This window comes from Anoxybacillus sp. J5B_2022, from assembly GCF_026847645.1.
Lineage (GTDB): Bacteria > Bacillota > Bacilli > Bacillales > Anoxybacillaceae > Anoxybacteroides.
Window position 1 is genome coordinate 1 of record NZ_JAPSMC010000049.1, and the last position, 21,639, is coordinate 21,639.

Here is a 21,639-nt window from a genome sequence, read left to right on the forward strand (position 1 = left end):
GAAACAAAAAAAGATTGATTTACGCCACTTATGTGGTAACATAAAAATGATGTGTAACTATTTAATTATAGGTCAAAGGTGATCTGTTTATGAACATGCAAGCAATTGTGGCGTTTTTCGCTTCGTTTTTGACGGTCATTGCCGTAACGCCTCTTGTGATAAAATTTGCGATTAAAATTGGTGCGATCGACAAACCGAACGAACGGAAAGTGCATACGCGCATTATGCCACGTCTTGGCGGATTAGCCATTTTTATTGGCGTGATCGTCGGTTATTTTGTCGGGGGAGTTTATAATGAACAGGTGACGGGGATTACGGTGGGGGCGATTTTGATCGTTCTCGTCGGCATGCTTGATGATTTGTACGAGCTGTCGCCAAAAATCAAATTTTTAGGCCAGTTGATCGCGGCATGTCTTGTTGTCGCCTCGGGATTAACCGTCGAATTGCTGAACATCCCGTTTATCGGAAAATTTGATGTCGGATGGTGGAGCTATCCGATTACGGTATTTTGGATTGTCGGCATTACGAATGCGATCAACTTAATTGACGGTCTTGACGGACTTTCCGCTGGCATTTCCGCTATCGGAGTGGCGACGATTGCGGCTTTAGCCGGCATGGCGGATAAAGCGTTAATCTTTACGTTGTCACTTATTATATTAGGCAGCATCATTGGCTTTTTATTCTACAATTTCCATCCGGCGAAAATTTTTATGGGAGATACAGGTGCTTTATTTTTAGGATACGCCATTTCGGTGCTGTCGCTTCTCGGTCTGTATAAAAGCGTAACGTTGTTTAGCTTTGTCGTACCGGTCATCATTTTAGGGGTACCGATTTTTGATACGACATTCGCGATCATTCGCCGTATCGTTAACAAAAAACCAATTTCTGCGCCGGATAAGTCGCATTTGCACCATAGGCTGTTGGCGCTCGGGTTTTCCCACCGAAATACGGTGTTGCTCATTTACTGCTTCGGCATTATGTTTGGAGTAAGCGCGATTTTGTTTTCTTCGTCTACGCTATGGCAGTCCGTCTTCATTCTTTTCGGTCTGCTTATTTTAGGTGAAGTGTTGGCGGAATTGATTGGGCTTGTGAACGAACAGTACAAGCCGTTTATGACGCTCGCTCGCAAACTCATTCGCGGCGGAAGAAAAGTATATGGTGACCATCGATAGGAAGAATGAAGCAGTTTGGCCGTTTGTGTCTTTCACAGGTACAAACGGTTTTTTCGATACAATATACGAATTTTGTCAAAAAAGAGCACTATACTAATAAAAAAATGTGATAAACTAAACGTGTTATCAATTGATACCAAACATTTATTGGAGGAATTTTCATGAAAGTACCGATGTTAGATTTAAGCGAGCAATATCAACGTTTAAGAACCGAAATGTTAGCGGTATTAGACGAAGTGATGAGCTCGTCGCACTTTATTTTAGGAGACCATGTAAAAAAATTGGAAAATGATATCGCGGCCTATAGCAACGTCAAGCACGGAATTGGCTGCGGTAATGGAAGCGATGCGATACATATAGCACTACAAGCTGCTGGGGTAGGACCTGGGGATGAAGTCATTACAACGCCGTTCACTTTTTTCGCGACGGGCGGTGCGATCGTCCGCGCAGGGGCGAAACCGGTGTTTGTCGATATCGATCCGGTGACGTTTAACATTGATCCGACAAAAATTGCAGCAGCGATTACCGAAAAAACAAAAGCGATTCTTCCTGTCCATTTGTATGGCCAAATGGCGGATATGGACCCGATCGTGGAAATTGCTAAAAAACATGGACTTTTCATCATTGAAGATGCGGCGCAAGCGATCGGGGCAAAATATAAAGGGAAAAACGTTGGGGAATTAGGGACAGCGGCAACATATAGCTTCTTCCCGACGAAAAACTTAGGCGCATATGGGGACGGCGGAATGATCGTGACGAACGATGATGAGATTGCGGAAAAATGTCGCGTCATTCGCGTTCACGGCAGCAAGCCGAAATATTACCATCATGTATTAGGATATAATAGCCGCTTGGACGAAATGCAAGCAGCGATTTTAAACGTGAAATTCCCGCACCTTAATGAATGGTCGAAACTAAGACGTGAACGTGCGGAAACGTACACGCATTTATTAAACGAAATGCTTGGCGATGTTGTCGTGACGCCGGTCGAGGTGGAAGATCGTTACCATGTGTTTCACCAATACACAATCCGCGTACCGCAGCGCGATGAATTGCAGGCGTTCTTAAAAGAAAACGGGGTTGCGACAATGGTATACTACCCGCTTCCGTTGCATTTACAGCCAGTATTTCAAGATCTCGGGTATAAAGAAGGGGATCTTCCAGAGGCAGAGAAAGCAGCAAAAGAAGCTGTATCGCTGCCGATGTTCCCAGAGTTGAAAGTAGAGCAACAAGAATACGTTGTCGCCAAAATTGCCGAATTTTACAAGAAATAATAATATCGATGAAGAAAACGTCGCCGCTTGCGTGCAGGGGGCGTTTTCTTACTGAACATCTATTGTTTAGTAAATGTATGTTAAAAGGGCTATGATAAGGATGGTGGATCTGTTGTCAGCGGAAAAACAAAGGTTCGTTTTATACGAATATCTTTTATATTTTTGGAAAAAGAAAATATGGTTTGTGATCATTCCGCCGGTGATGGCACTCGTGGCGTTTTTAGGCGTACAGCTTGTTTTGAATCATGCCAAATATACCGGGAAAGCGGTTGTGTTTACAGGATCGATTAATGTGTCCGATTTAACGAATCCAGATAATATTATGACGAAATTCCCAAACGTGAAAAACAGTGTAGACGTTGTCGTTCCTGAAGAGAAATATGTGAAAATTACGGTAAAAGGCGACGATGAAAAAAGCGTGCAAAGCGACCTTCATGACATCGTCACGCGTTACAATCAAGAACTTCAGGAACATTCGCAACAACGGTTGGATGTGACAAACGCCTACTTGAATTCGTTGGATGAACGAATCAAAGCGCTTCAAACATCAATTGACCATTATAACGAAAAGCTCAATTCATCATCTCTCACACCGCAGCAAATCGAAAGCACGACCGATTTGTTAGTGGAAGCGCAAAATGATTTGACGAAAACGATGGAAACAGCGAATCGCATCAGAAGCGATTTAGTGTTTTACGAGAAACCATCGGTTCTTTCCGAAGCGGTTGCTCCATCGAAATCGTATGCAAAAGAATCGATTGCGAGCGGCCTTGTGTTCGGCGTATTTCTCACTTTTATGTTTCTCATTTTGCTGAAGTATGTGTTCGATGCGAGGAGGTACTATCATGGTTAAATTTGCGATCGTCGGTATGGGGCACATCGCGAAAAAACATATCGAAGCGATTGAAAATGCAGAAGGCGCGGTGCTTGCCGCTGTATGCGATACGAATCCCGACCGTTTAACGGGACTTCCGGCGGAAGTGAAAACATATACCGATTTAGATACGATGTTAAAAGAAAACGAAGACATTGCGGTTGTCAATATATGCGTACCTTCTGGTCTGCATGCAAAACTAACGAAAATGGTAGCGGAACATAAGCGTCATATTATTGTTGAAAAACCGATGGCGTTAAAAGTAGAGGACGCGGAGGAAATGATTCGCGTCGCGAAAGAAAATGGTGTGAAACTAGCGGTCGTTCATCCAAACCGGTTCCGTCCAGCGATTCAAAAATTAAAACAAAAAATGGACGAAGGCGCATTCGGAAAGCTGAGCCACGCCAATGCGACGGTTAGATGGAACCGCAACCAAGCGTATTATGATCAAGCGGCATGGCGCGGAACGAAAGAATTTGACGGCGGCGTGCTGATGAACCAAGCGATTCATGACCTTGATTTAATGCTCTGGCTGATGGGGCCTGTCGAATCCGTGCAAGCGATGGTGGCGACAAGATTGCGCAACATTGAAACGGAAGATGTGGCGGCTGCTGTTGTGCAGTTTAAAAACGGGGCGCTCGGCGTCATTGAAGCCGCCACCACGATTTATCCGAAAAACTTGGAAGAATCAATTGCTGTTTTTGGTGAAAAAGCGTCTGTCAAAATTAGCGGCCGGACAGCGAATTTCATTGAAACATGGGATATTGAAGGAGTTTCCGAAGAAGAGAAAGAACAGATCATAGCAGAAATTAGCCGCGATCCGTTCGGAAAGCCGGGTCATCAATGCATTGTAGAAGATATGATTGAAGCGATTCAAGAAAATCGTGAGCCAATTGTGACGGGAGAAGACGGCCTAGCGCCAGTGAAGCTTATTTTAGCGATTTTAGAATCAGCCGAAACAGGAAAAAGAGTAACATTATCATAAGAAAGGAACGGTCACGATGAATTATTACGAACAGCTATTAAACAAAATTGAAAAGAAAGAAGCGATCATTGGCGTAGTCGGATTAGGATATGTTGGCTTGCCTCTTGCGGTGGAAAAAGCGAAAGCGGGCTTTAAAGTGATCGGTTTTGATATTCAGCAAAGCCGTGTGGATCAAGTCAATAGTGGCATTAACTATATCGGGGATGTTGTCGATGAAGATTTGCACGAAATGGTGAAAACAGGTTATTTGCAGGCAACAACGGATTATGCGCGCATTTCCGAAGTGGACGCGGTAGCGATTGCCGTGCCAACGCCGCTTGATGAGCACCATCAGCCCGATACGTCTTATGTCGAAAACTCGGCAAATGAGATTGCCAAATATGCCCATGAAGGCATGCTAGTCGTGCTTGAATCGACGACATATCCTGGTACGACGGAAGAAATCGTCAAACCGGCGTTGGAGAAAAAAGGACTTATCGTCGGGGAAACCGTATTTGTCGCTTATTCCCCGGAGCGCGTCGATCCAGGGAATAAAGTATTTAAAACGAAAAACACACCAAAAGTGGTGGGCGGCGTGACGGAAAAATGTACGAAAGTGGCGGCGGCGCTTTATCGTTCTGTGTTAGAAGGCGATGTTCATGAAGTATCAAGCCCAGCGGTAGCAGAAATGGAGAAAATTTTTGAGAACACGTTCCGCCACATTAACATCGCGCTTGCGAACGAAATGGCAATTCTTTGTGAACGGATGGGCATTGATGTTTGGGAAGTGATTGAAGCGGCGAAAACGAAGCCGTACGGCTTTATGGCGTTTTATCCAGGACCTGGTTTAGGCGGACACTGCATTCCGATTGACCCGTTTTATTTAACGTGGAAAGCGCGTGAATACAACTATCATACACGCTTGATTGAATTGGCGGGCGAGATTAATAACGCGATGCCTGAGTACGTCGTCAATCGCACGATGCATATTTTAAACGAGGAAGGTAAGGCGCTTCGTGGTTCCAAAGTGACGGTGTTAGGGGTCGCTTATAAAAAAGATATCGACGATGTGCGCGAATCCCCAGTGTTAAAAATTGTGGAGCTACTAGAGCAACATGGGGCGGAATTTACAGTAGTCGATCCTTATGTTCCATCGTTCCGTGCATGCAACCGCGTCATTGAAACGGTAGCGCTCACACCTGAACTGTTGCAGCAGTCTGACATCGTACTCATTACAACGGATCATTCGAACTTTGATTATGAAATGATTGCGCAAAACAGCCCAGTGATTTTCGATACGCGCAATGCGTTAAAAGACGTGGAAAAGCCGAATAAATACGTTAAACTATAACGCTGATGAAGAGGAGAAGACAAAATGAATTTTATTGATCCTTCTGTTGTGCTGGATGAAACAGTAGAAGTCGGTTATTTTACGGTCATTGAAAAAGGCGTAAAGATTGGAAAACATGTAAAGATCGGCAACCGTGTAACGATTCATGAAGGCACGGTCATCGGCGACGGGACAACAGTCGCCGATGGCGCGGTGCTTGGCAAGCCGCCAAAACCGGCAAAAACGAGCACGGTAAAGCTTGCGAGTGACATTCCAGCGCTTGAGATTGGCGAAACTTGCACGATCGGGGCGAATGCCGTCATTTACCGCGGGGCGGTGATTGGGGCGAACACGCTCGTGGCGGATCTTGCAAGCGTACGCGAAAACGTCAAAATTGGCGAGTACGTCATTGTCGGACGCGGAGTGTGCATCGAAAATCACGTGGAAATTGGCGATCGCACAAAAATTCAATCGAACTCGTACATTACAGCGTATTCGACGCTTGAAGACCATGTATTTATTGCTCCTTGCGTGACGACGACAAACGACAATTACATGGGACGAACAGAAGAAAGATTTTCGAAAATTAAAGGCGCGACGATTAAACGCGGCGCACGCGTCGGTGGGGCGTCGATCATTTTGCCAGGAATTACGATTGCCGAAGAAACGTTTGTTGCCGCAGGCGCGCTTGTGACAAAAGATACGGAACCGAAAACGGTTGTTAAAGGACTTCCAGCGAAATTTAGTAAAATGGTTGATGAGCGGGAGTTGTTATAATTGTTGTCGCAAATTAAGCGTTTAGGAGCGGATTCGCTCCTTTACGCATTCATGAATGTTGGCACAAAGTTGATCGCGTTTGTGATGCTGCCGGTGTACACAAGTTTTTTATCGAAGACGCAATACGGGGTAGTTGATATTTTAGACCGGTTGACATCGATGTTAACGTTTTTAGTGATTTTCGGGACGGATTCCGCTTTATCGTTTTACTATTATGATACGAAAGACGAAAACAAGCGGCTTTTATATGTACAAAATGTGATGTATTTCCGGCTGTTTGTCGTCGGGGTCTTGTTTTTGCTCGTCGTCATAGCCGGCCCGTGGTTTTCTGAGAAAATATTAGAAAATCCGCATTATGTCGATTTGCTATATGTCAATTTATTGACATTGCTGTTAGATACAATTTTTGTCGTGGCAACGACGGTGATGCGCTTCGAGTTTCAAACGAAAAAAGTCGTCTTGTTTACTGTGTTGAAAATGTTGCTTGTCGCGATTCTTTCGTATATGGCGTTGAAATTTTGGACTCCGACTCCAGGTGCGCTATTTATCGGAAGATTAATAAGCAGCGTTGTCGTATTTGTGCTGATGTTGCGTATGACATGGAATTATTTGGAATTTCGCATCGACTGGCTGGTGTTAAAAGAATTGCTCGCGTATGCGGCTCCACTCGCGCCGACATCGATTGCTTTTTGGGTCATTTCCAACTCCAGCACATTTTTTATTCAAGGTTTTTCTTCGCTCGAAGAAGTGGGTGTGTTTGGGGTCGCTCTTCGGTTAGCGATGATGATTACGCTTGTCACAAGCGGAGTGCAGATGGCATGGCGTCCGTATTCGATGTCTGTGAAAGATAAAAAAGATAGTCCGTATATTTTTGCAAAAATTTATATGGCTTTATTGCTTTTAGGGCTTTTTGGCGTGATGGCGGTCGCGACGGTGAGTCCGTGGATCATGAAAACGTTTTTTGCCCCTGGCTATTACGAAGCTTATCAGTACGTTGCCTTTTTATCGTGCGTGACTTTTTTAAATTTCTATTATTTAATTATTTCCGTTGGCCTCTTCTTTAAAAAAGAAACGGGGTATATTACTCGTATTTTTGCCGTTGCCGCACTGTTAAATATCGGATTAAACTTCGCGCTCGTACCGTTTTTCACTGGCTGGGGAGCGGTTGTGGCCAATTTAGTGACGTATGTATTTGCCGTTTCGTTCATTTTCCGAAAAAGCCAGCAAGTATATTATGTGCCGGTGTCATTTGCAAAAATGGCTTTTTTATTTGTCAACATGGTTATTAGCACGGCGGCCATCGTATATGTGCAAGAAAACAACATGAACGCGGCGTTTATTTTGTTAAGTTGGGTCTATTTTTGTGTGATGATGCTAGCAAGTCGCGTCGACCGCGATTTTCGGCGCCGACCGGCGATGGAGAATTTTTGAACAAAATGGAAATGCTAAGAACAAGGAGGATGGGCTATGAAAATCGTTACCATTTTAGGGGCGCGTCCGCAGTTTATTAAAGCAGCTCCTGTATCGCGCGTATTGCGCCAAAAGCATACGGAAATTATCGTTCATACCGGACAGCACTATGATGCGAATATGTCGGATATTTTCTTTGAAGAATTGAACATTCCGAAACCAGACTATCATCTCGGCGTTGGTTCTAGTACCCATGGCAAACAGACAGGAGAAATGATGATCAAATTGGAAGAAATCGTCCTAAAAGAACAACCAGATTATGTGCTTGTATATGGCGACACGAACTCGACGCTTGCTGGGGCGCTTGTAGCGGCCAAGCTACACATCTCAGTCATTCACGTGGAAGCGGGCTTGCGTAGCTTTAATAAAAAAATGCCAGAAGAAATTAACCGAATTATGACGGACCATGTGTCGGAATTTTTATTTTGCCCGACGGATACGGCGGTAGAAAATTTAAAAAACGAAAACATTACTCGCAATGTGCTAAATATTGGCGATGTAATGTACGATGCCGTGCTATACAATAAAGAGTTGGCACAGCAAAAATCGACGATTCTTTCCGACCTCGATTTGGAAGCGAAGCAATACCATTTAATTACGATTCATCGCGCCGAAAATACCGATGATCTGCAAAATATGAAAAATATTTTGGAAGCATTTGCACAAATCGAGGAAGTGAAAGTATGGCCGATGCATCCGCGCACGAAGCATAAGTTAGCGTCATACGGTCTGAGCGTGGAAACCATTCCAAATTTAAAAGTGATTGAGCCTGTCGGTTATTTGGACATGTTGACGTTGGAAAGCCACGCGAAAAAGATTATTACCGATTCTGGTGGTGTTCAAAAAGAAGCGTATTTTATGCAAGTCCCTTGCGTAACGGTGCGTGAACAAACAGAATGGGTTGAAACGTTGGAAACGGAAGCGAACATTCTTGTCGGCACCGATGTAGAAAAAATCGTCGCCGCGGTCAAAAAAGATGTTCGTCCAGTATATTCAGATGTATTTGGCGATGGGAAGGCCGCAGAAAAAATTGTTGAGGCGATTGAACGGGTGTAAGGGTGCATCGGTATGCTATACGTCGTAATTTGGGTGATCGTATTATTTGTGTCGACGGCATTATTTCGTTCAGTATCTGGCAGTTTATCGGTCGCCAAGCCAAATCTTGTGTCGATCGTGTATTATTATTCGTTGCTTTTGTCTAGTTTTATCGGCTCCCTTTTTATTGTGTTGGGAGTGGACGATTACTATATGACAAAAAAATTGTTTCGACCGGAAGAATATCGGGTGATCGGATTTGCTGTCGTTTGTTTCGTGATGATCGGGTTGCCGCTGGCGATGCTTTTCGTTTCACGGCTATGTGGCTTCGAGGCGAAACGTGAATTTCACCAGTATTTAAATAGCACGATTCAAAATGTGACCACGAATAAAAATGAGTTTTTTTATTGGTTCCTCGCATTATCTGGAGTGAGCGTCTTAGCGATTTTGTACACGATTTGGAAAACGCCACAAGTACCTATTTTTGCATTATTGACAGGGCCCGGAGATACGAGTTTAGCAGAACTGCGGATTGACGCGTCCATGCATTTTAAAGGAAACGTATTATTTCGCAATATTTTTGCGCTTTCCTTAACCCCTTTGTTATCATTAATGGCATATAGCTTTGCGGTGCTTACCAATGAAGCGCGTTGGAAACTATTATTCCTTATCTTGTTTGCCGGAGCTGTTTTTGTTAATGTGTACGACTTGGCAAAATCGCCGATTTTCTTTTATTTGATCATGTTTTTACTTGTGCGTATTTATATTGGAAAAACGAAATTGTCTTCTGCTAAATTGTTGTTGTATGGAGTCGCAGGCAGCATCGCCTTAGTCGGAATGTATATCGTGATTCAAGGGGTTCGTGACGTCGAATCGTTTTTGTCTTATAACAAAGGGCCGATCGGACGGATGATTTTCGCGCAAATCGCGCCGACGTTTTTGCATTTAAATTTATTTGGCGAAGCGCTTCCGTTTTTGCACGGAAGAAGTTTACCTTCTATCCTTACAGGATTATTCGATGTAGATAATGTTCGTTCTGCAAGAATGGTGATGGCGCACGTTTTTCCGGAGCGGATTGAAGACGGAACAGGTGGTGTGCTCAATACACTTTTTGTCGCTGAAGCGTACGCAAATTTTGGCTATTTCGGAATCATCATCGGGACGCTCTATGTCGGAGTGATGGTTCAACTGTTGTATATTTGCTTTCTCCGCTTACCGAAAAATCCGATTTTTGTTAGTTTGTTTATTTATTTTTCGGTAAACATTCCGCGGACGATCGTCGGAGGTTTTACTGACTTTTTATTCAATCCGATTTGGATTTTACTTGTCGTGCTGTTTGGCGGGTTGGTATTATTTTTGCGCGTAAAAGCAGATGTTTGGCTGTGGCTCGAAAAGAGTGGTTTGTTGAAAAAATTTCATGTTCGATGAGGGGTTGCGATGAAAAAAGTTCTCGTCTATTATCCGTTTGCGCTGGCGGAACAAGCGAACAGCGGCTCAAAGTTGCGACCGCATGAAATGTATAAGGCGTTTTGTGAATGGGGAAGCAAAAATGGAATTGAAATACTATTCATTTCTGGAACGTCAGCGGAGCGAGAAAAACAATTCCGGCAACTCGTCGGTAGCGGGAAACTCGAGGACGTTTGGTTTTGTTACATGGAAAATCAAACGATTCCGTTATGGTTGACCGACCCGGGACATAAGCCGCAAAAGCCGTTCATCGATTGGGCGGTATTGCGTTACTTAAAAAAACGAAATGTGCCTATCGGTGTGTTTTATCGGGATGTATATTGGAAATTTGATGAGCTTTACCCGTTAAAAGGTTGGAAAAAGAAATTGATGCAGACGATTTATCGCTGGGAAGAGCAGTTTTATGAAACGTATTGTGACGTCATCTTTTTACCGAGCGTAGAAATGGGGAAATATGTAGCCATTGACCGTCCGATGACCGATCTTCCGCCTGGAGGAAAACAACGAACGGTCCATAGGGAAAAACGGAACGAAGCGGTTGCGGCAGGCGTGTATGTCGGCGGTATTAACAATGAGGATTACGGGTTGTTTTTGCTTCTTGATGCGATAGAAATCGTTAATCAAACGGAATCGCTTCTCCATTTAACGATTGTATGCCGGAAAAATGAATACGAAGCGCTTTCGGACGAACAAAAAGAACGCATCTACCGTTTAGGTGTCGATGTCCAACATATTAGCGGAGCGGAGTTGGATCGTTTATACGGACAAATGGATTTTGCCTTTATTCCGCGTTTGCGTAGCGAATACAACGATTTTTCGGTGCCGGTGAAGCTTGTGGAGTATTTATCGAATGAATTGCCGGTTGTTGCAACGAATTGTTTGGCTCAAAAGCGGTTCATTGAAGAGGACGAATATGGGGTGATTTGTGAAGATCGTCCGCAAGCGATGGCAGAAGCGATTCGAACGATGATCGACCGAAAAGAGCATTACCGCCAACGCATTGTGGAGACATTTATGAACAAACATTCTTGGGTAGCAAGAGTCGAAAAAGTGAAGCGAACGTTAACGAGGGATGAAAAATGAAAGTAGCATTGTTAGCCCCAAGCAAATCAATCCATACTCATAAATGGGCCTTGTTTTATCAGCAGCAAGGCATTGACGTCAAAGTCATCACGTTTAAAGATCATTATTCACCGGAACATGCGAAAGAAGTCGAAACATGGGTGTTGCCGAAGTGGTTTCCCGGGAAATTATCCTATATTTCGAGCGTATTCGCCTTAAAAAGACGGCTTGCTTCGTTCCAACCCGACATTTTACACGCCCATTACGTGTCGAGTTATGGGTTTGTCGGTGCGCTTGCGAATTATCATCCATTTTACGTTTCCGTATGGGGGCGAGATATTTACCAATTTCCACAACAAAATAGCGTAAACCGGACCATTGTCGAATTTACGTTGAAAAAAGCGGATGTGATTTGCTCAACGAGCCATGTAATGGCGGTAGAAACGAAAAAATATACGGACAAATCGGTGGAAGTGACGCCGTTTGGCGTCGATTTGACCATTTTCCGGCCGTTCGAAAAACAGGTGAAAGATACGGTTACGCTTGGAACGGTAAAGGCTCTTTCGGATAAATACGGCATCGCTGATTTAATTAAGGCGTTTGCGATCATTCACCAACAATATCCGAATACGAATTTGTTGATTGTCGGGGATGGTCCACAGCGCCAACAGTATGAGCAACTAGCGGAAACGCTCGGTATTCGCCATGTGACAACGTTTACAGGGCGTGTGCCGAACACAGATGTGCCGAAATATATTAACAAAATGGATATTTTTGCAGTGCCATCGACGGAAGATAGCGAAAGCTTCGGGGTGGCAGCCGTCGAAGCGATGGCGTGCGGTGTGCCAGTCGTTGTTTCGAATGTCGGGGGGCTTCCGGAAGTCGTGAAAAAAGATGTCACCGGACTGATCGTGCCAAAAGAAAATCCGGATGCATTAGCCGATGCGTTCAAACGGCTTCTAAGCGATGCCGATTTGCGTCACCAAATGGGGGAGAACGGCATACAACATGTGAAAGAACATTATCATTGGATCGATAATGCCAACAGTATGTTGAAATTATATGAACAAACGTTGAACGGGGTGTGAGAGATGATCAAAAAAGCGGTCATTCCCGCGGCGGGATTAGGGACACGTTTTTTACCGGCGACAAAAGCGCAGCCGAAAGAAATGTTGCCGATTGTCGATAAACCGACGATTCAATATATTATCGAAGAAGCGGTTCACTCGGGCATCGAAGATATTATTATCGTAACAGGACGCAACAAACGGGCGATCGAAGACCATTTTGATAAATCAGTGGAACTCGAAATGTTGCTGGAGCGGACAGGCAAGCACGACATGTTACAAATTGTCGAGTCGATCTCGAATTTGGTGGATATTCATTACGTTCGTCAAAAAGAGCCGCTTGGGCTTGGACATGCGGTGTTGTGCGCGAAAAAGTTTATTGGTAACGAACCGTTTGCCGTGTTATTAGGTGATGATATTATCGACAGCGATGTTCCAGCGTTAAAACAAATGATTGACCAGTACAATCGCGTACAGTCGAGTGTTCTTGGGGTGAAAGACGTTCCGCGCTCGGAAGTTCATAAATACGGAATTGTTGACTACGACCAACAAGATGGCGAGTTGTTTTCCGTGAAAGGGTTAGTGGAAAAACCGCCGGTAGAAAAAGCGCCATCAACGCAGGCGATCATCGGAAGATACATTTTAACTCCCGCGATTTTTGAGATGCTCGAAGAAGTGCAGCCGGATGAAAAAGGAGAGATCCAATTGACTGACGCGATCGACCGGTTGTTGGCGAAAGAATCGATTTATTCGTATGTCATTAAAGGAACTCGTTATGATGTGGGAGATAAATTTGGGTTTTTGCAAGCTTCCATTGATTTTGCGTTAAAGCGCCCAGATTTAAAAGACAAACTTGAACAATATTTGCGGGAAAAATTGCAGCCATGATGAGAATTATTTATTTGTGCCAACATTTTCCGCCAGAAACGGGCGCACCGCAAATTCGTGTGTATGAGGTTAGTAAAGAGCTGTTGAAACGCGGCCATCAAGTGGAAGTGTTAACCGCGTTCCCACATCATCCGAAAGGTGTCATTCCAGCAGAGTATCGCGGGATGTTTTATCTATTTGAACAATGGGACGGCATTCCTGTCCATCGGACGTGGATTTATCCGTCTCCAAAAGGTAGTTTTTGGAAAAGGTTAGCTTCGTATTTTTCGTTTACGTTCAGCTCATTTTATTCGCTTTGGAAAGCGAAACCGACCGATGTGATCATTTGCAATTCGCCGCCGCTATTTTTAGGAATTACGGGGTATATCGGTGCGAAGCTAAAACGGGCTAAATTTGTTTTTAACGTCGCGGACATTTGGCCGGAATCGGCGGTGGAATTAGGGATCTTAAAAAATAAAACGTTCATTCGAATGGCAACATGGCTCGAGCACTTTTTATATAAAAAGTCATGGAAGATTGCGACTGCGACAGAAGGCATTCGCGAGTATATGATCAAACATGGTAAACCGGCAAAAGATGTGTTTTTATTGCCAAATGGCGTCAATACAGACGTGTTTCGACCGCTTCCAAAAAGCGAAGCGCTTATCAAAGAAATTGGATTGGAAGGAAAAATCGTCTTTACGTATGCTGGGACGATGGGATATGCGCAAGGATTGGATGCCGTGTTGCAGGCCGCCGCTTTATTAAAAGACGAGCATCCGAACGTCCACTTTTTGTTTGTCGGAGACGGGCAAGAACGTGAGAAGTTAATGCAAATGAAGGAAGAACTCCAGCTCGATAACGTGACGTTTTACGGTTCGGTGCCAGTTGCGAAAATGCCGGAAATTTTTTCAATTTCCGATTACAGCATCGTTTCGCTACGCAACATCGACTTATTTAAAGGAGCCCGCCCGTCAAAAATTTTCCCAGCGATTGCGACCGGAACACCAGTTCTTTATTGCGGGGAAGGCGAAAGTGCGCAAATTTTATTGACGCATAACTGTGGCCGAATTGCACCGCCGGAAAATCCGGAAGGGATCGCGGCGGAAATTCGCAAGCTGCTAGCCATTTCGCCTGAAGAGTATGAAACGATGTCAGAAAACGGGCGCAAACTAGCGATCGAGGAATATTCATGGAGCCGCATTGTCGATGATTTGTTACAGCATCTTTCCAAATAATAGAGTCTAGGGTAAATCCCTAGGCTCTATTATTTGGAAACGACGGCTCCTTTAAAGTAGTATTGCAAAATTTGTTCTGCTTTCCATCCTCGTTCAGCGAACGCTTTCGCCCCGTATTGACTCATTCCGATACGGTGTCCCCATCCTTTTCCGTTAACCGTTACCGAAGTGACGGTTCCGATAGTGGAAGGAATGGTCATTACGCCATTAGCAGTTTGTACTTTGACGTTTCCAGCATCAGCAATGGTTTGAGTGCCAGCTGTCGTTTGTACTTGCTGTCCTTCCAGTTGATAAAGAGACGTTTTGCCCGCTACTGTTTGCGCGTATAGGCCGCCGTCTTTATTAACAGTAATCGTAAACCAGTTCGACAGCAATTTATTGTAGTAGCGAGGGTCGTTAATCGGAAACAGACTGCGAATCGTATTTTCGTTTCCACTAATCGTTTTTTCTCCGGCAGAAGTAATAACAGTGACGGCTCCTACTTCCCCGTTTACTCCTTTTTTCATAATCGACATATCATATAAAACGGTTGCAGGATCGGTAAAACCAAACGACTGCAAAATGGTGGTTGGTGTAAACATAAATGACCAGTTGCTATACGGCGATGATTCGTACGGGTCGCTGACGCTTGAAAGATAAGGGAACAAGCTTTGATTAGAGTTCCACACATCGCCAACGTTCGCTGTTTTGCCGCCGCTTGTCGAATGGAAAAACGCTTGAATCACTTGACCGTTATATTTGACGTATAGTCCTTTCGTTTCTTCAACCGCTTGATTGGTGGTAGCTTTTTCGCTACTATACCCTCCATATACTTGCGTGTTCGGGCTGGTTGTTAATATGCCTTTTGTTTTTTCCGCATAACTTCTAGCGGCAATGGCTTGAGCTTTTAGCGCTTCTTTTGGCCAAGAAGACGGCATTTCGTTTGGCACGACCCCTTTTAAATAATCTTCGATGTCTAGTATATTGATCACTTGAAGTTTATTATTTTGACTCGTAATGTCGACGCTGCCACGATAAAACGTGTTGTTTACTTTTAATAAAGAAAGGGCGTAGACCCCTTTTGTTTCCTGAATCGTAAAGCCGAGCGTCGAAGAATTAGATGTCGTTCCATCGGAAACAACAATGCCTGTCGGCGTATATTGAATCGTCAATGTTGCGTTGTTGCTTAACGGTGTAATTGCTCCGCTTTGTTTATTAAAAAGTTGATAGTTTCCATTGATGAAAATAGAAACAGAGTTTCCTTGATAGACAAGAACATTGACAGGATTGGCGTACGTCACGACTTCCATTGCTTTCGGCGAAACGGGAAGCGCGAAGAAAATGATGCCGGCAAAAAGAAGTGAAAGAAGTTGTTTCATCGGTTATTTCACCTCGCCTAAATATCCGGCCATCCAGCCTCTTTTCCCGCTGTTTGTCTGAACGTTGTACCATATTTCGCCTTGCTTGTTTGTAAAAGATTGAATAAATAGAAGCACAGCTCCGCGCTCAACAGTTTCAATGATCGGATAAGACGTGCTTGCTCCTTTACGAATATTCGTTTTCGTGATGGTGACGACCGTTTTTTGGTTGCTGCTAGCAGTGCCACGCGTCGTCGAAACATCGCTGTAAGAAACCCATCCTTTTACAGTCGAAGAGGCTTGAACGTAATACCATACTCCTTGTGAAGAAGAGAGGGCGCTAATCACTTTTAATGATTCCCCTGCATTTTTATAGGCAACAATTTTGTAGGAAGTGCTTGCGCCGCTGCGGATTGCTGTTTTGCTTTTTGTTGCATAAACAGTGGATGGCAATGCTGCTTGTTTCGCTAATTGTTGTTTTAAGCTGTCGATTTCTTTTTGTTGGGCATCAATTTTCGCTTGTAAAGTCGAAATTTGCGTTTTGATTGGATTCAGTTGTGCTGTCACCCAATCGACACTGGCCAGAATGACATCTTCCGACGCTTTCATGATCGCTGGGGTGAAAAAGATCGAACCTGCTACGATCCCGATCGTGAGTCCTATGGAAATCGTCCACTTTTTTGTGTTCATCGTAAACCCTCCATCATGTTAGTAGTGAAAGCATCGCTTATCAGAGCGATGCTTTAAAAGTTATTAAAATATTGTTCGAGCCCTTGGCGAATGCCGACGGCTGCTTTTTGGCGGAACGCTTTTGTTTTTAATAACGCTTCTTCGTTTGGGTTTGAAACAAATGCCAATTCTACAAGAATGCTAGGCAGCTCATTTTTTCGATTGACGTAAAACTCTTGTTCTTTATAGCCGCGGTTTGGCGTTCCGAGCTGTGCCACAAGAGATTGTTGCACATATTGGGCTAGTGATTTACTTTTTGGACCGTTAAAGTTTGTTGAAATGTTGTAATACGTCGTTGTTCCTGTCGATGTTTTAGAATAAGAATCGGTATGGATGCTAATAAACGCATCGTAATCAGAATTGTTGGCGATTGCTGTCCGCTCAGATAGTTCGAGAAAGATGTCGGTGCTTCGTGTTAAAGTGACAACGGCACCAGCTTTTTCTAATTCGTCTTTTAAAATCAACGCCGTATCTAAATTAATATCTTTCTCTTTTAATCCGGTCGGACCAATTGCACCTGTGTCGTGACCGCCATGTCCCGCATCAACAATAATCTTTTTTCCTTTTAAACCTGTTTCAACGATTTTCATAGAAAGACGGTCGCTGTAATTCCGGATCGTGAACGTATATCCAGGTAAAAATGTTACGATAACCGAAGAATCCGCTTGCTCGATGGACTGTATACCGTCAATAGGAAACGTTGGAATATCGGTATAAGAAAATGCTCCTGTAATTTTTAGTCGGTTGTTGGATAACATGGTGTACGATACGTTAAAATTGTTCGTTTTTTTCCATTCTAAGTAACGATCATTCCCATTGTTCTTGATAGTCGGTGCAATGAGACTATTAACAGCAATGGGAGAAACATTTTCTTCTTGTACCCAACCACGTATTCCAGAAGGCGTTTCGACACATACCCATCCGTTATAACTGTATAAATATAAAAGCCGGTCGTTTACGTTGAGAGTAGTTATCGCTGCATATGTTTCCGATGCACCGCGTCTAAGTTCCACAAAAGAGGTGGCGGCATAGACGTACTTCGGAGCAACCGTATTTAATTCAAACTCTGGAAGCCATCCTGTAGCTCCCGATGGGGAAGTAACTTTGACCCAGTTGAATAACGCATCGTTACTCGTTTCGGCTACAGAAACTTGGCTATTTTTTTTCATTTTTTCTACGACTGTTGCTTTGAAAGATGGCGCATTATAAAGAACAGCCTGGTTCGTGATGACCATTTTTTTCGTAGTAGAAGACTCTGTTTCTGACGGCGCAGTCGTATTAGCACTCCCTATTTTGACAACCGTTTCATGCATCCACCCTGTGCGATTGTTAGCGAGCACGACTTTATACCATTTCCCGCCTTTCGCATCAGTAGAAACCGCCGTTGCTTTTACAGATGCCCCTTTTTTCAGTTGGGCTAACACTTTGGCGCTCGTTGATGGGCTTTGCCGGACATTCGCAATGGAAACACTAACTGATAATTGATAACTGATGGTTTGTCCTTTACTTGTTTGCGGTTTTGTTGTGGTGGTTGTTTTGGCATTGGAAGCAACCGTTTTGACAACTGTTTCGTGCATCCACCCTGTGCGATTGTTGGCGAGCATGACTTTATACCATTTGGCACCTTTCCCATCAGTAGAAACTGCGACCGCCTTTAATGTCGTCCCTTTTTTCAGTTTGGTGACTACTTTTGCGCTCATTGTCGGATTTTGCCGAACATTCGCGACAGAAACATTCACCGATAAAGGATATGTTCTAGCTGCCGCAGCTTCCACCGAAGCAAACGTTGACCCTATTAAACTAGTTGCAATGATCGTAGAAGCAATCCATTTTTTCACGCTATCCCTCCGCACTCTATCATTGTTCTATATTTATAGTAACCGATTTTTGTCGAATTTTCCAATCGGAATAAAGTGCTAAAAGGGTCCTATGACCGAGGACCCTTTTCACTAAAAAACTATTTAGTTGGAAGATTTGGAATCTGGTTCAATACTATTTTGTGTATACGAAGTATTTGAGTTTTTTTGTAACGCCTGTTTTAATGTTTCGTTAATTTCTGCGACCGATTGATCATCTGGAATGTAGTAGTAGACATGGTCGATGAAATCGTCATATCCTTTTAAATGCAGATTTTCAACTGGAACATCTTTCATTTTTTTATACAAGTAAATAAAGGACAATAAGTCAGAAGGTGGAATGTTTGTCCGGACATTGTCCCCTAGGTTCGCAATAACGTCATCGAGCTTTGGCAAAGACGTAATCGACGTACTTTTTTCGATAATGGCTTTAATGACTTGTTTCTGCCGTTCGTTTCTGCCTAAATCCCCTTTAGGATCTGATTTTCTCATCCGTACGTATGCGAGTGCCTGGTTTCCGTTGAGCTCCATCTCACCTTTATGGAACGTGTACCATTTTAAAGATCCTGTAAGTTGTGCTTTAAACGTAAATGGCACATCGACTTTGACTCCGCCAAGTGAGTCAACGATTTGTTCAAACCCTTCGAAATTTGTGGTAATATAATAGTCGATCGGTACATCAATTAGCTCATTGACTGCAGCAATTGTTGCTTCAATTCCGCCGTAGCTGTACGAGTGAGTAATTTTATCTTTGCGCCCTTCTGCTGGGATGTAGACGCGCGTGTCGCGCGGAATGCTTAGCACATATACTTTTTTCGTTACCGGGTTAATGGTTAAAAGCATAATAACGTCCGATCGGCCTCTTTCATCACGATATTGATTTTCGACACCGACAAGCAAAATCGTCATTGGGTCTTTTTTAATTTCAATATTTTCATGCGGCTTTTTTTTCAATTTAGAAAGATCCAACGCGGCATATATTTTTTCGCTCGCTCGTTTCGTTTCTGAATAGATTTGATACGCAAAAACACTCCCTGTGCTAATTAACAAAAAAAGAACGATAAAGATAAAAAAGCGCATTTTTTTGCTTTTTTTCTTTTTCTTCTTGACAGTTTTTCTGCTTGTTCTTGAATCAATCATAGAAACCCTCTTTTCGGTTGAAAATAAATCATTCATGTACCCATGTACCATCATATCATTTTATAAAAAAAAGGGAGGTCGAGTAAATATATTTTTCGCTAAATTTCTACTTCTTTATCCAAGTACTCTGTAGTTCCTTCTGCGATCTCCACCCTCCCGCTCGTTAGGTCGATGATCCAGTCGATGAACGGCTGTTTAGCGTTTTCTTCGACAAATACTTCGATTTCGACACGGTCGAGATAATGGATGGCTTTGATCGGATAAATTGATGCGCGCAGTTCGTTTTCGACTTTGCCGAGCCATGTGTAGTCGATCGTGAGGCGCATGATGCGCATGAGGCGGCGTTCGACAATTCCCGTGGCTTTCAACCCTTCCGATACCGCTTTGCCGTAAGCGCGGACAAGGCCGCCGGCTCCAAGTTTAATGCCGCCAAAGTAACGTGTGACGACAACGACCGTATCTTTCAGCCCTTTTTTCTTTAATACGTCAAGCATCGGAACGCCAGCCGTGCCGCTCGGCTCGCCGTCGTCGTTCGCTTTTTGAATTTGGTCATGCTCGCCAATGAGGTAGGCCGAGCAGTTATGCGTCGCATCCCAATGCTTTTTTTTAATCGTTTGGATGAATTGCATTGCTTCTTCCTCTGTCGTCGCCCGGTTGACATAGCAAATGAACCGCGATTTTTCAATCACGATTTCTGCTTCTCCGTACCCTTTTACGGTATAATATGTTTGTAGCAAAACGAATACACCTCTCTATTGGAAATGCCTATCATGGTATGGCGTGATGGCCTTTGTTTGAAAATCGAAAACGGCCAATTTTACTAATCCGCGTTTACGAAAACGTGTTATAATGATAACCGTAGCGACTGTTTGACGATGGGTGACGAAAAAAATAATCGCCGCTTTTTCTATTATAAATCGACAACTTTTTTCCTTCAATAAAACTTTTCACCGGAAAAATTTATCGTTTTGTTATCTTTGGCAATATCGGAGGATCTTTATGTCTTCACACAAAAAGTTGGATGAGAAAACGTTGGATAAAATTGTCGAAAAAATGATCGACACCGTTCATCATAGCAAAGACGAAATTTTCCGTATCGGCGAGCAGTCGCGTCAAGAACATGATCGTTTGCTCAATGAATTGATGGAAACGAAACAGCTCGTCAATAAAGTGATTCGGGAAGCGGATCAGCTAGAAGTGCATGCGCGGCTCGCGCGTCAACGATTATCGGAAGTGAATCGTCATTTTTCCCGCTATTCGGAAACGGAAATTCGCGAAACGTATGAAAAAGCGCACGAATTGCAGATGAAAGCGACGATGATTCGCGAGCAAGAAAAACAATTGCGGCTGCGTCGTGATGAATTGGAGCGGCGATTGGCTGGCTTGAAAGAAACAATTCAGCGTGCCGACCATTTAATTGGCCAAATTACGGTCGTGCTCCATTACTTGAACAGCGATTTCCGCCAAGTCGGCGAATTTATTGAAGGGGCGCGGCAAAAGCAAGAATTTGGCCTCAAAATTATCGAGGCGCAAGAAGAAGAACGAAAGCGCCTGTCGCGCGAAATTCATGACGGGCCAGCGCAGCTTCTTGCCCACGTGATGATGCGGTCGGATTTAATGGAGCGCATCATTCGCGAAAGGAGTGCGGAAGAAGCAATTGACGAAGTTCGCGATTTTAAAAAAATGGTTCGTTCTGCTCTTTACGAAGTGCGCCGAATTATATATGATTTAAGACCAATGGCGCTTGATGATTTAGGCTTAATTCCTACCCTTCGCAAATATTTGCAAACCGTTGAAGAATATAACAAAAAAACGCGAATTTCGTTTGTACATATCGGAGAAGAAAAACGATTACCGGCCCGATTTGAAGTAGCTATCTTTCGTCTCGTCCAAGAATCGGTGCAAAATGCGCTTAAACATGCTGATGCATCAGAAATTGAAGTAAAAATGGAAATAAAAAAGCAGCATTTGTTTTTATTA

At 43.6% G+C, this 21,639-nt stretch carries 19 protein-coding genes; 14 read left to right on the top strand and 5 right to left on the bottom strand.

Annotated elements, in window-relative coordinates; genetic code table 11:
* Positions 1 to 89 precede the first annotated feature (89 nt).
* The 13 genes from M4I42_RS12665 to M4I42_RS12725 all read left to right on the top strand — a co-directional run bounded on the left by M4I42_RS12665 (position 90) and on the right by M4I42_RS12725 (position 14,597).
* Positions 90 to 1,172: a glycosyltransferase family 4 protein gene (locus M4I42_RS12665; protein WP_268852495.1), complete on the top strand. Its 1,083-nt coding sequence runs from the start codon at positions 90 to 92 to the stop codon at positions 1,170 to 1,172.
* A 161-nt stretch (positions 1,173 to 1,333) separates the two neighbouring features.
* Entirely contained in the window at positions 1,334 to 2,446 is a 1,113-nt protein-coding gene (locus M4I42_RS12670) for a DegT/DnrJ/EryC1/StrS family aminotransferase (RefSeq protein WP_268852496.1), read from the top strand.
* A 103-nt stretch (positions 2,447 to 2,549) separates the two neighbouring features.
* Positions 2,550 to 3,299 carry a lipopolysaccharide biosynthesis protein gene (locus M4I42_RS12675; RefSeq protein WP_268852512.1) on the top strand — a complete coding sequence of 250 codons (750 nt, stop codon included), beginning with the start codon at positions 2,550 to 2,552 and terminating at the stop codon, positions 3,297 to 3,299.
* Entirely contained in the window at positions 3,292 to 4,305 is a 1,014-nt protein-coding gene (locus tag M4I42_RS12680; protein ID WP_268852497.1) for a Gfo/Idh/MocA family protein, read from the top strand. Before M4I42_RS12675 ends, M4I42_RS12680 begins: the two co-directional genes overlap by 8 nt.
* A gap of 16 nt (positions 4,306 to 4,321) precedes the next feature.
* Positions 4,322 to 5,635: a nucleotide sugar dehydrogenase gene (locus M4I42_RS12685; protein ID WP_268852498.1), complete on the top strand. Its 1,314-nt coding sequence runs from the start codon at positions 4,322 to 4,324 to the stop codon at positions 5,633 to 5,635.
* Between the two features lie 24 nt (positions 5,636 to 5,659).
* Positions 5,660 to 6,391 (top strand): N-acetyltransferase, encoded by a 732-nt coding sequence (locus tag M4I42_RS12690; RefSeq protein ID WP_268852499.1) that lies wholly within the window; start codon positions 5,660 to 5,662, stop codon positions 6,389 to 6,391.
* Positions 6,392 to 7,822, top strand: coding sequence for a lipopolysaccharide biosynthesis protein (locus M4I42_RS12695; protein ID WP_268852500.1), 1,431 nt, complete (start codon positions 6,392 to 6,394; stop codon positions 7,820 to 7,822). It abuts the gene before it with no gap.
* A gap of 36 nt (positions 7,823 to 7,858) precedes the next feature.
* Entirely contained in the window at positions 7,859 to 8,917 is a 1,059-nt protein-coding gene (gene wecB, locus M4I42_RS12700) for a non-hydrolyzing UDP-N-acetylglucosamine 2-epimerase (protein ID WP_268852501.1), read from the top strand.
* Between the two features lie 12 nt (positions 8,918 to 8,929).
* Positions 8,930 to 10,324: an O-antigen polymerase gene (locus M4I42_RS12705; protein ID WP_268852502.1), complete on the top strand. Its 1,395-nt coding sequence runs from the start codon at positions 8,930 to 8,932 to the stop codon at positions 10,322 to 10,324.
* A 9-nt stretch (positions 10,325 to 10,333) separates the two neighbouring features.
* On the top strand, positions 10,334 to 11,446 hold the full coding sequence (locus tag M4I42_RS12710; RefSeq protein ID WP_268852503.1) for a glycosyltransferase: 1,113 nt from the start codon (positions 10,334 to 10,336) through the stop codon (positions 11,444 to 11,446).
* The gene (locus M4I42_RS12715; protein WP_268852504.1) at positions 11,443 to 12,513 is read left to right on the top strand and encodes a glycosyltransferase; all 1,071 of its coding nucleotides are present in this window, start codon (positions 11,443 to 11,445) and stop codon (positions 12,511 to 12,513) included. Before M4I42_RS12710 ends, M4I42_RS12715 begins: the two co-directional genes overlap by 4 nt.
* 3 nt (positions 12,514 to 12,516) lie before the next feature.
* Positions 12,517 to 13,380 (top strand): UTP--glucose-1-phosphate uridylyltransferase GalU, encoded by an 864-nt coding sequence (gene galU / locus M4I42_RS12720; protein ID WP_268852505.1) that lies wholly within the window; start codon positions 12,517 to 12,519, stop codon positions 13,378 to 13,380.
* Positions 13,380 to 14,597 carry a glycosyltransferase family 4 protein gene (locus M4I42_RS12725; RefSeq protein ID WP_268852513.1) on the top strand — a complete coding sequence of 406 codons (1,218 nt, stop codon included), beginning with the start codon at positions 13,380 to 13,382 and terminating at the stop codon, positions 14,595 to 14,597. The genes galU and M4I42_RS12725 overlap by 1 nt, the downstream gene beginning before the upstream one ends.
* Before the next feature lie 29 nt (positions 14,598 to 14,626).
* Here M4I42_RS12725 and M4I42_RS12730 read toward each other — a convergent pair whose 3' ends face one another.
* The 5 genes from M4I42_RS12730 to M4I42_RS12750 all read right to left on the bottom strand — a co-directional run bounded on the left by M4I42_RS12730 (position 14,627) and on the right by M4I42_RS12750 (position 20,396).
* On the bottom strand, positions 14,627 to 15,955 hold the full coding sequence (locus tag M4I42_RS12730; protein ID WP_268852506.1) for a SpoIID/LytB domain-containing protein: 1,329 nt from the start codon (positions 15,953 to 15,955) through the stop codon (positions 14,627 to 14,629).
* A 3-nt stretch (positions 15,956 to 15,958) separates the two neighbouring features.
* Positions 15,959 to 16,624 carry an SH3 domain-containing protein gene (locus tag M4I42_RS12735; protein WP_268852507.1) on the bottom strand — a complete coding sequence of 222 codons (666 nt, stop codon included), beginning with the start codon at positions 16,622 to 16,624 and terminating at the stop codon, positions 15,959 to 15,961.
* A gap of 53 nt (positions 16,625 to 16,677) precedes the next feature.
* Positions 16,678 to 18,501 (bottom strand): N-acetylmuramoyl-L-alanine amidase, encoded by a 1,824-nt coding sequence (locus M4I42_RS12740; RefSeq protein WP_268852508.1) that lies wholly within the window; start codon positions 18,499 to 18,501, stop codon positions 16,678 to 16,680.
* A 123-nt stretch (positions 18,502 to 18,624) separates the two neighbouring features.
* Positions 18,625 to 19,659, bottom strand: coding sequence for an LCP family protein (locus tag M4I42_RS12745; RefSeq protein WP_268852509.1), 1,035 nt, complete (start codon positions 19,657 to 19,659; stop codon positions 18,625 to 18,627).
* A gap of 98 nt (positions 19,660 to 19,757) precedes the next feature.
* Positions 19,758 to 20,396, bottom strand: coding sequence for a YigZ family protein (locus M4I42_RS12750; RefSeq protein WP_268852510.1), 639 nt, complete (start codon positions 20,394 to 20,396; stop codon positions 19,758 to 19,760).
* 262 nt (positions 20,397 to 20,658) lie between these two features.
* On the opposite strand from M4I42_RS12750, the gene M4I42_RS12755 reads away from it, so the two are divergent.
* The coding region (locus tag M4I42_RS12755) for a sensor histidine kinase (RefSeq protein WP_268852511.1) at positions 20,659 to 21,639 on the top strand (981 nt) is incomplete at its 3' end.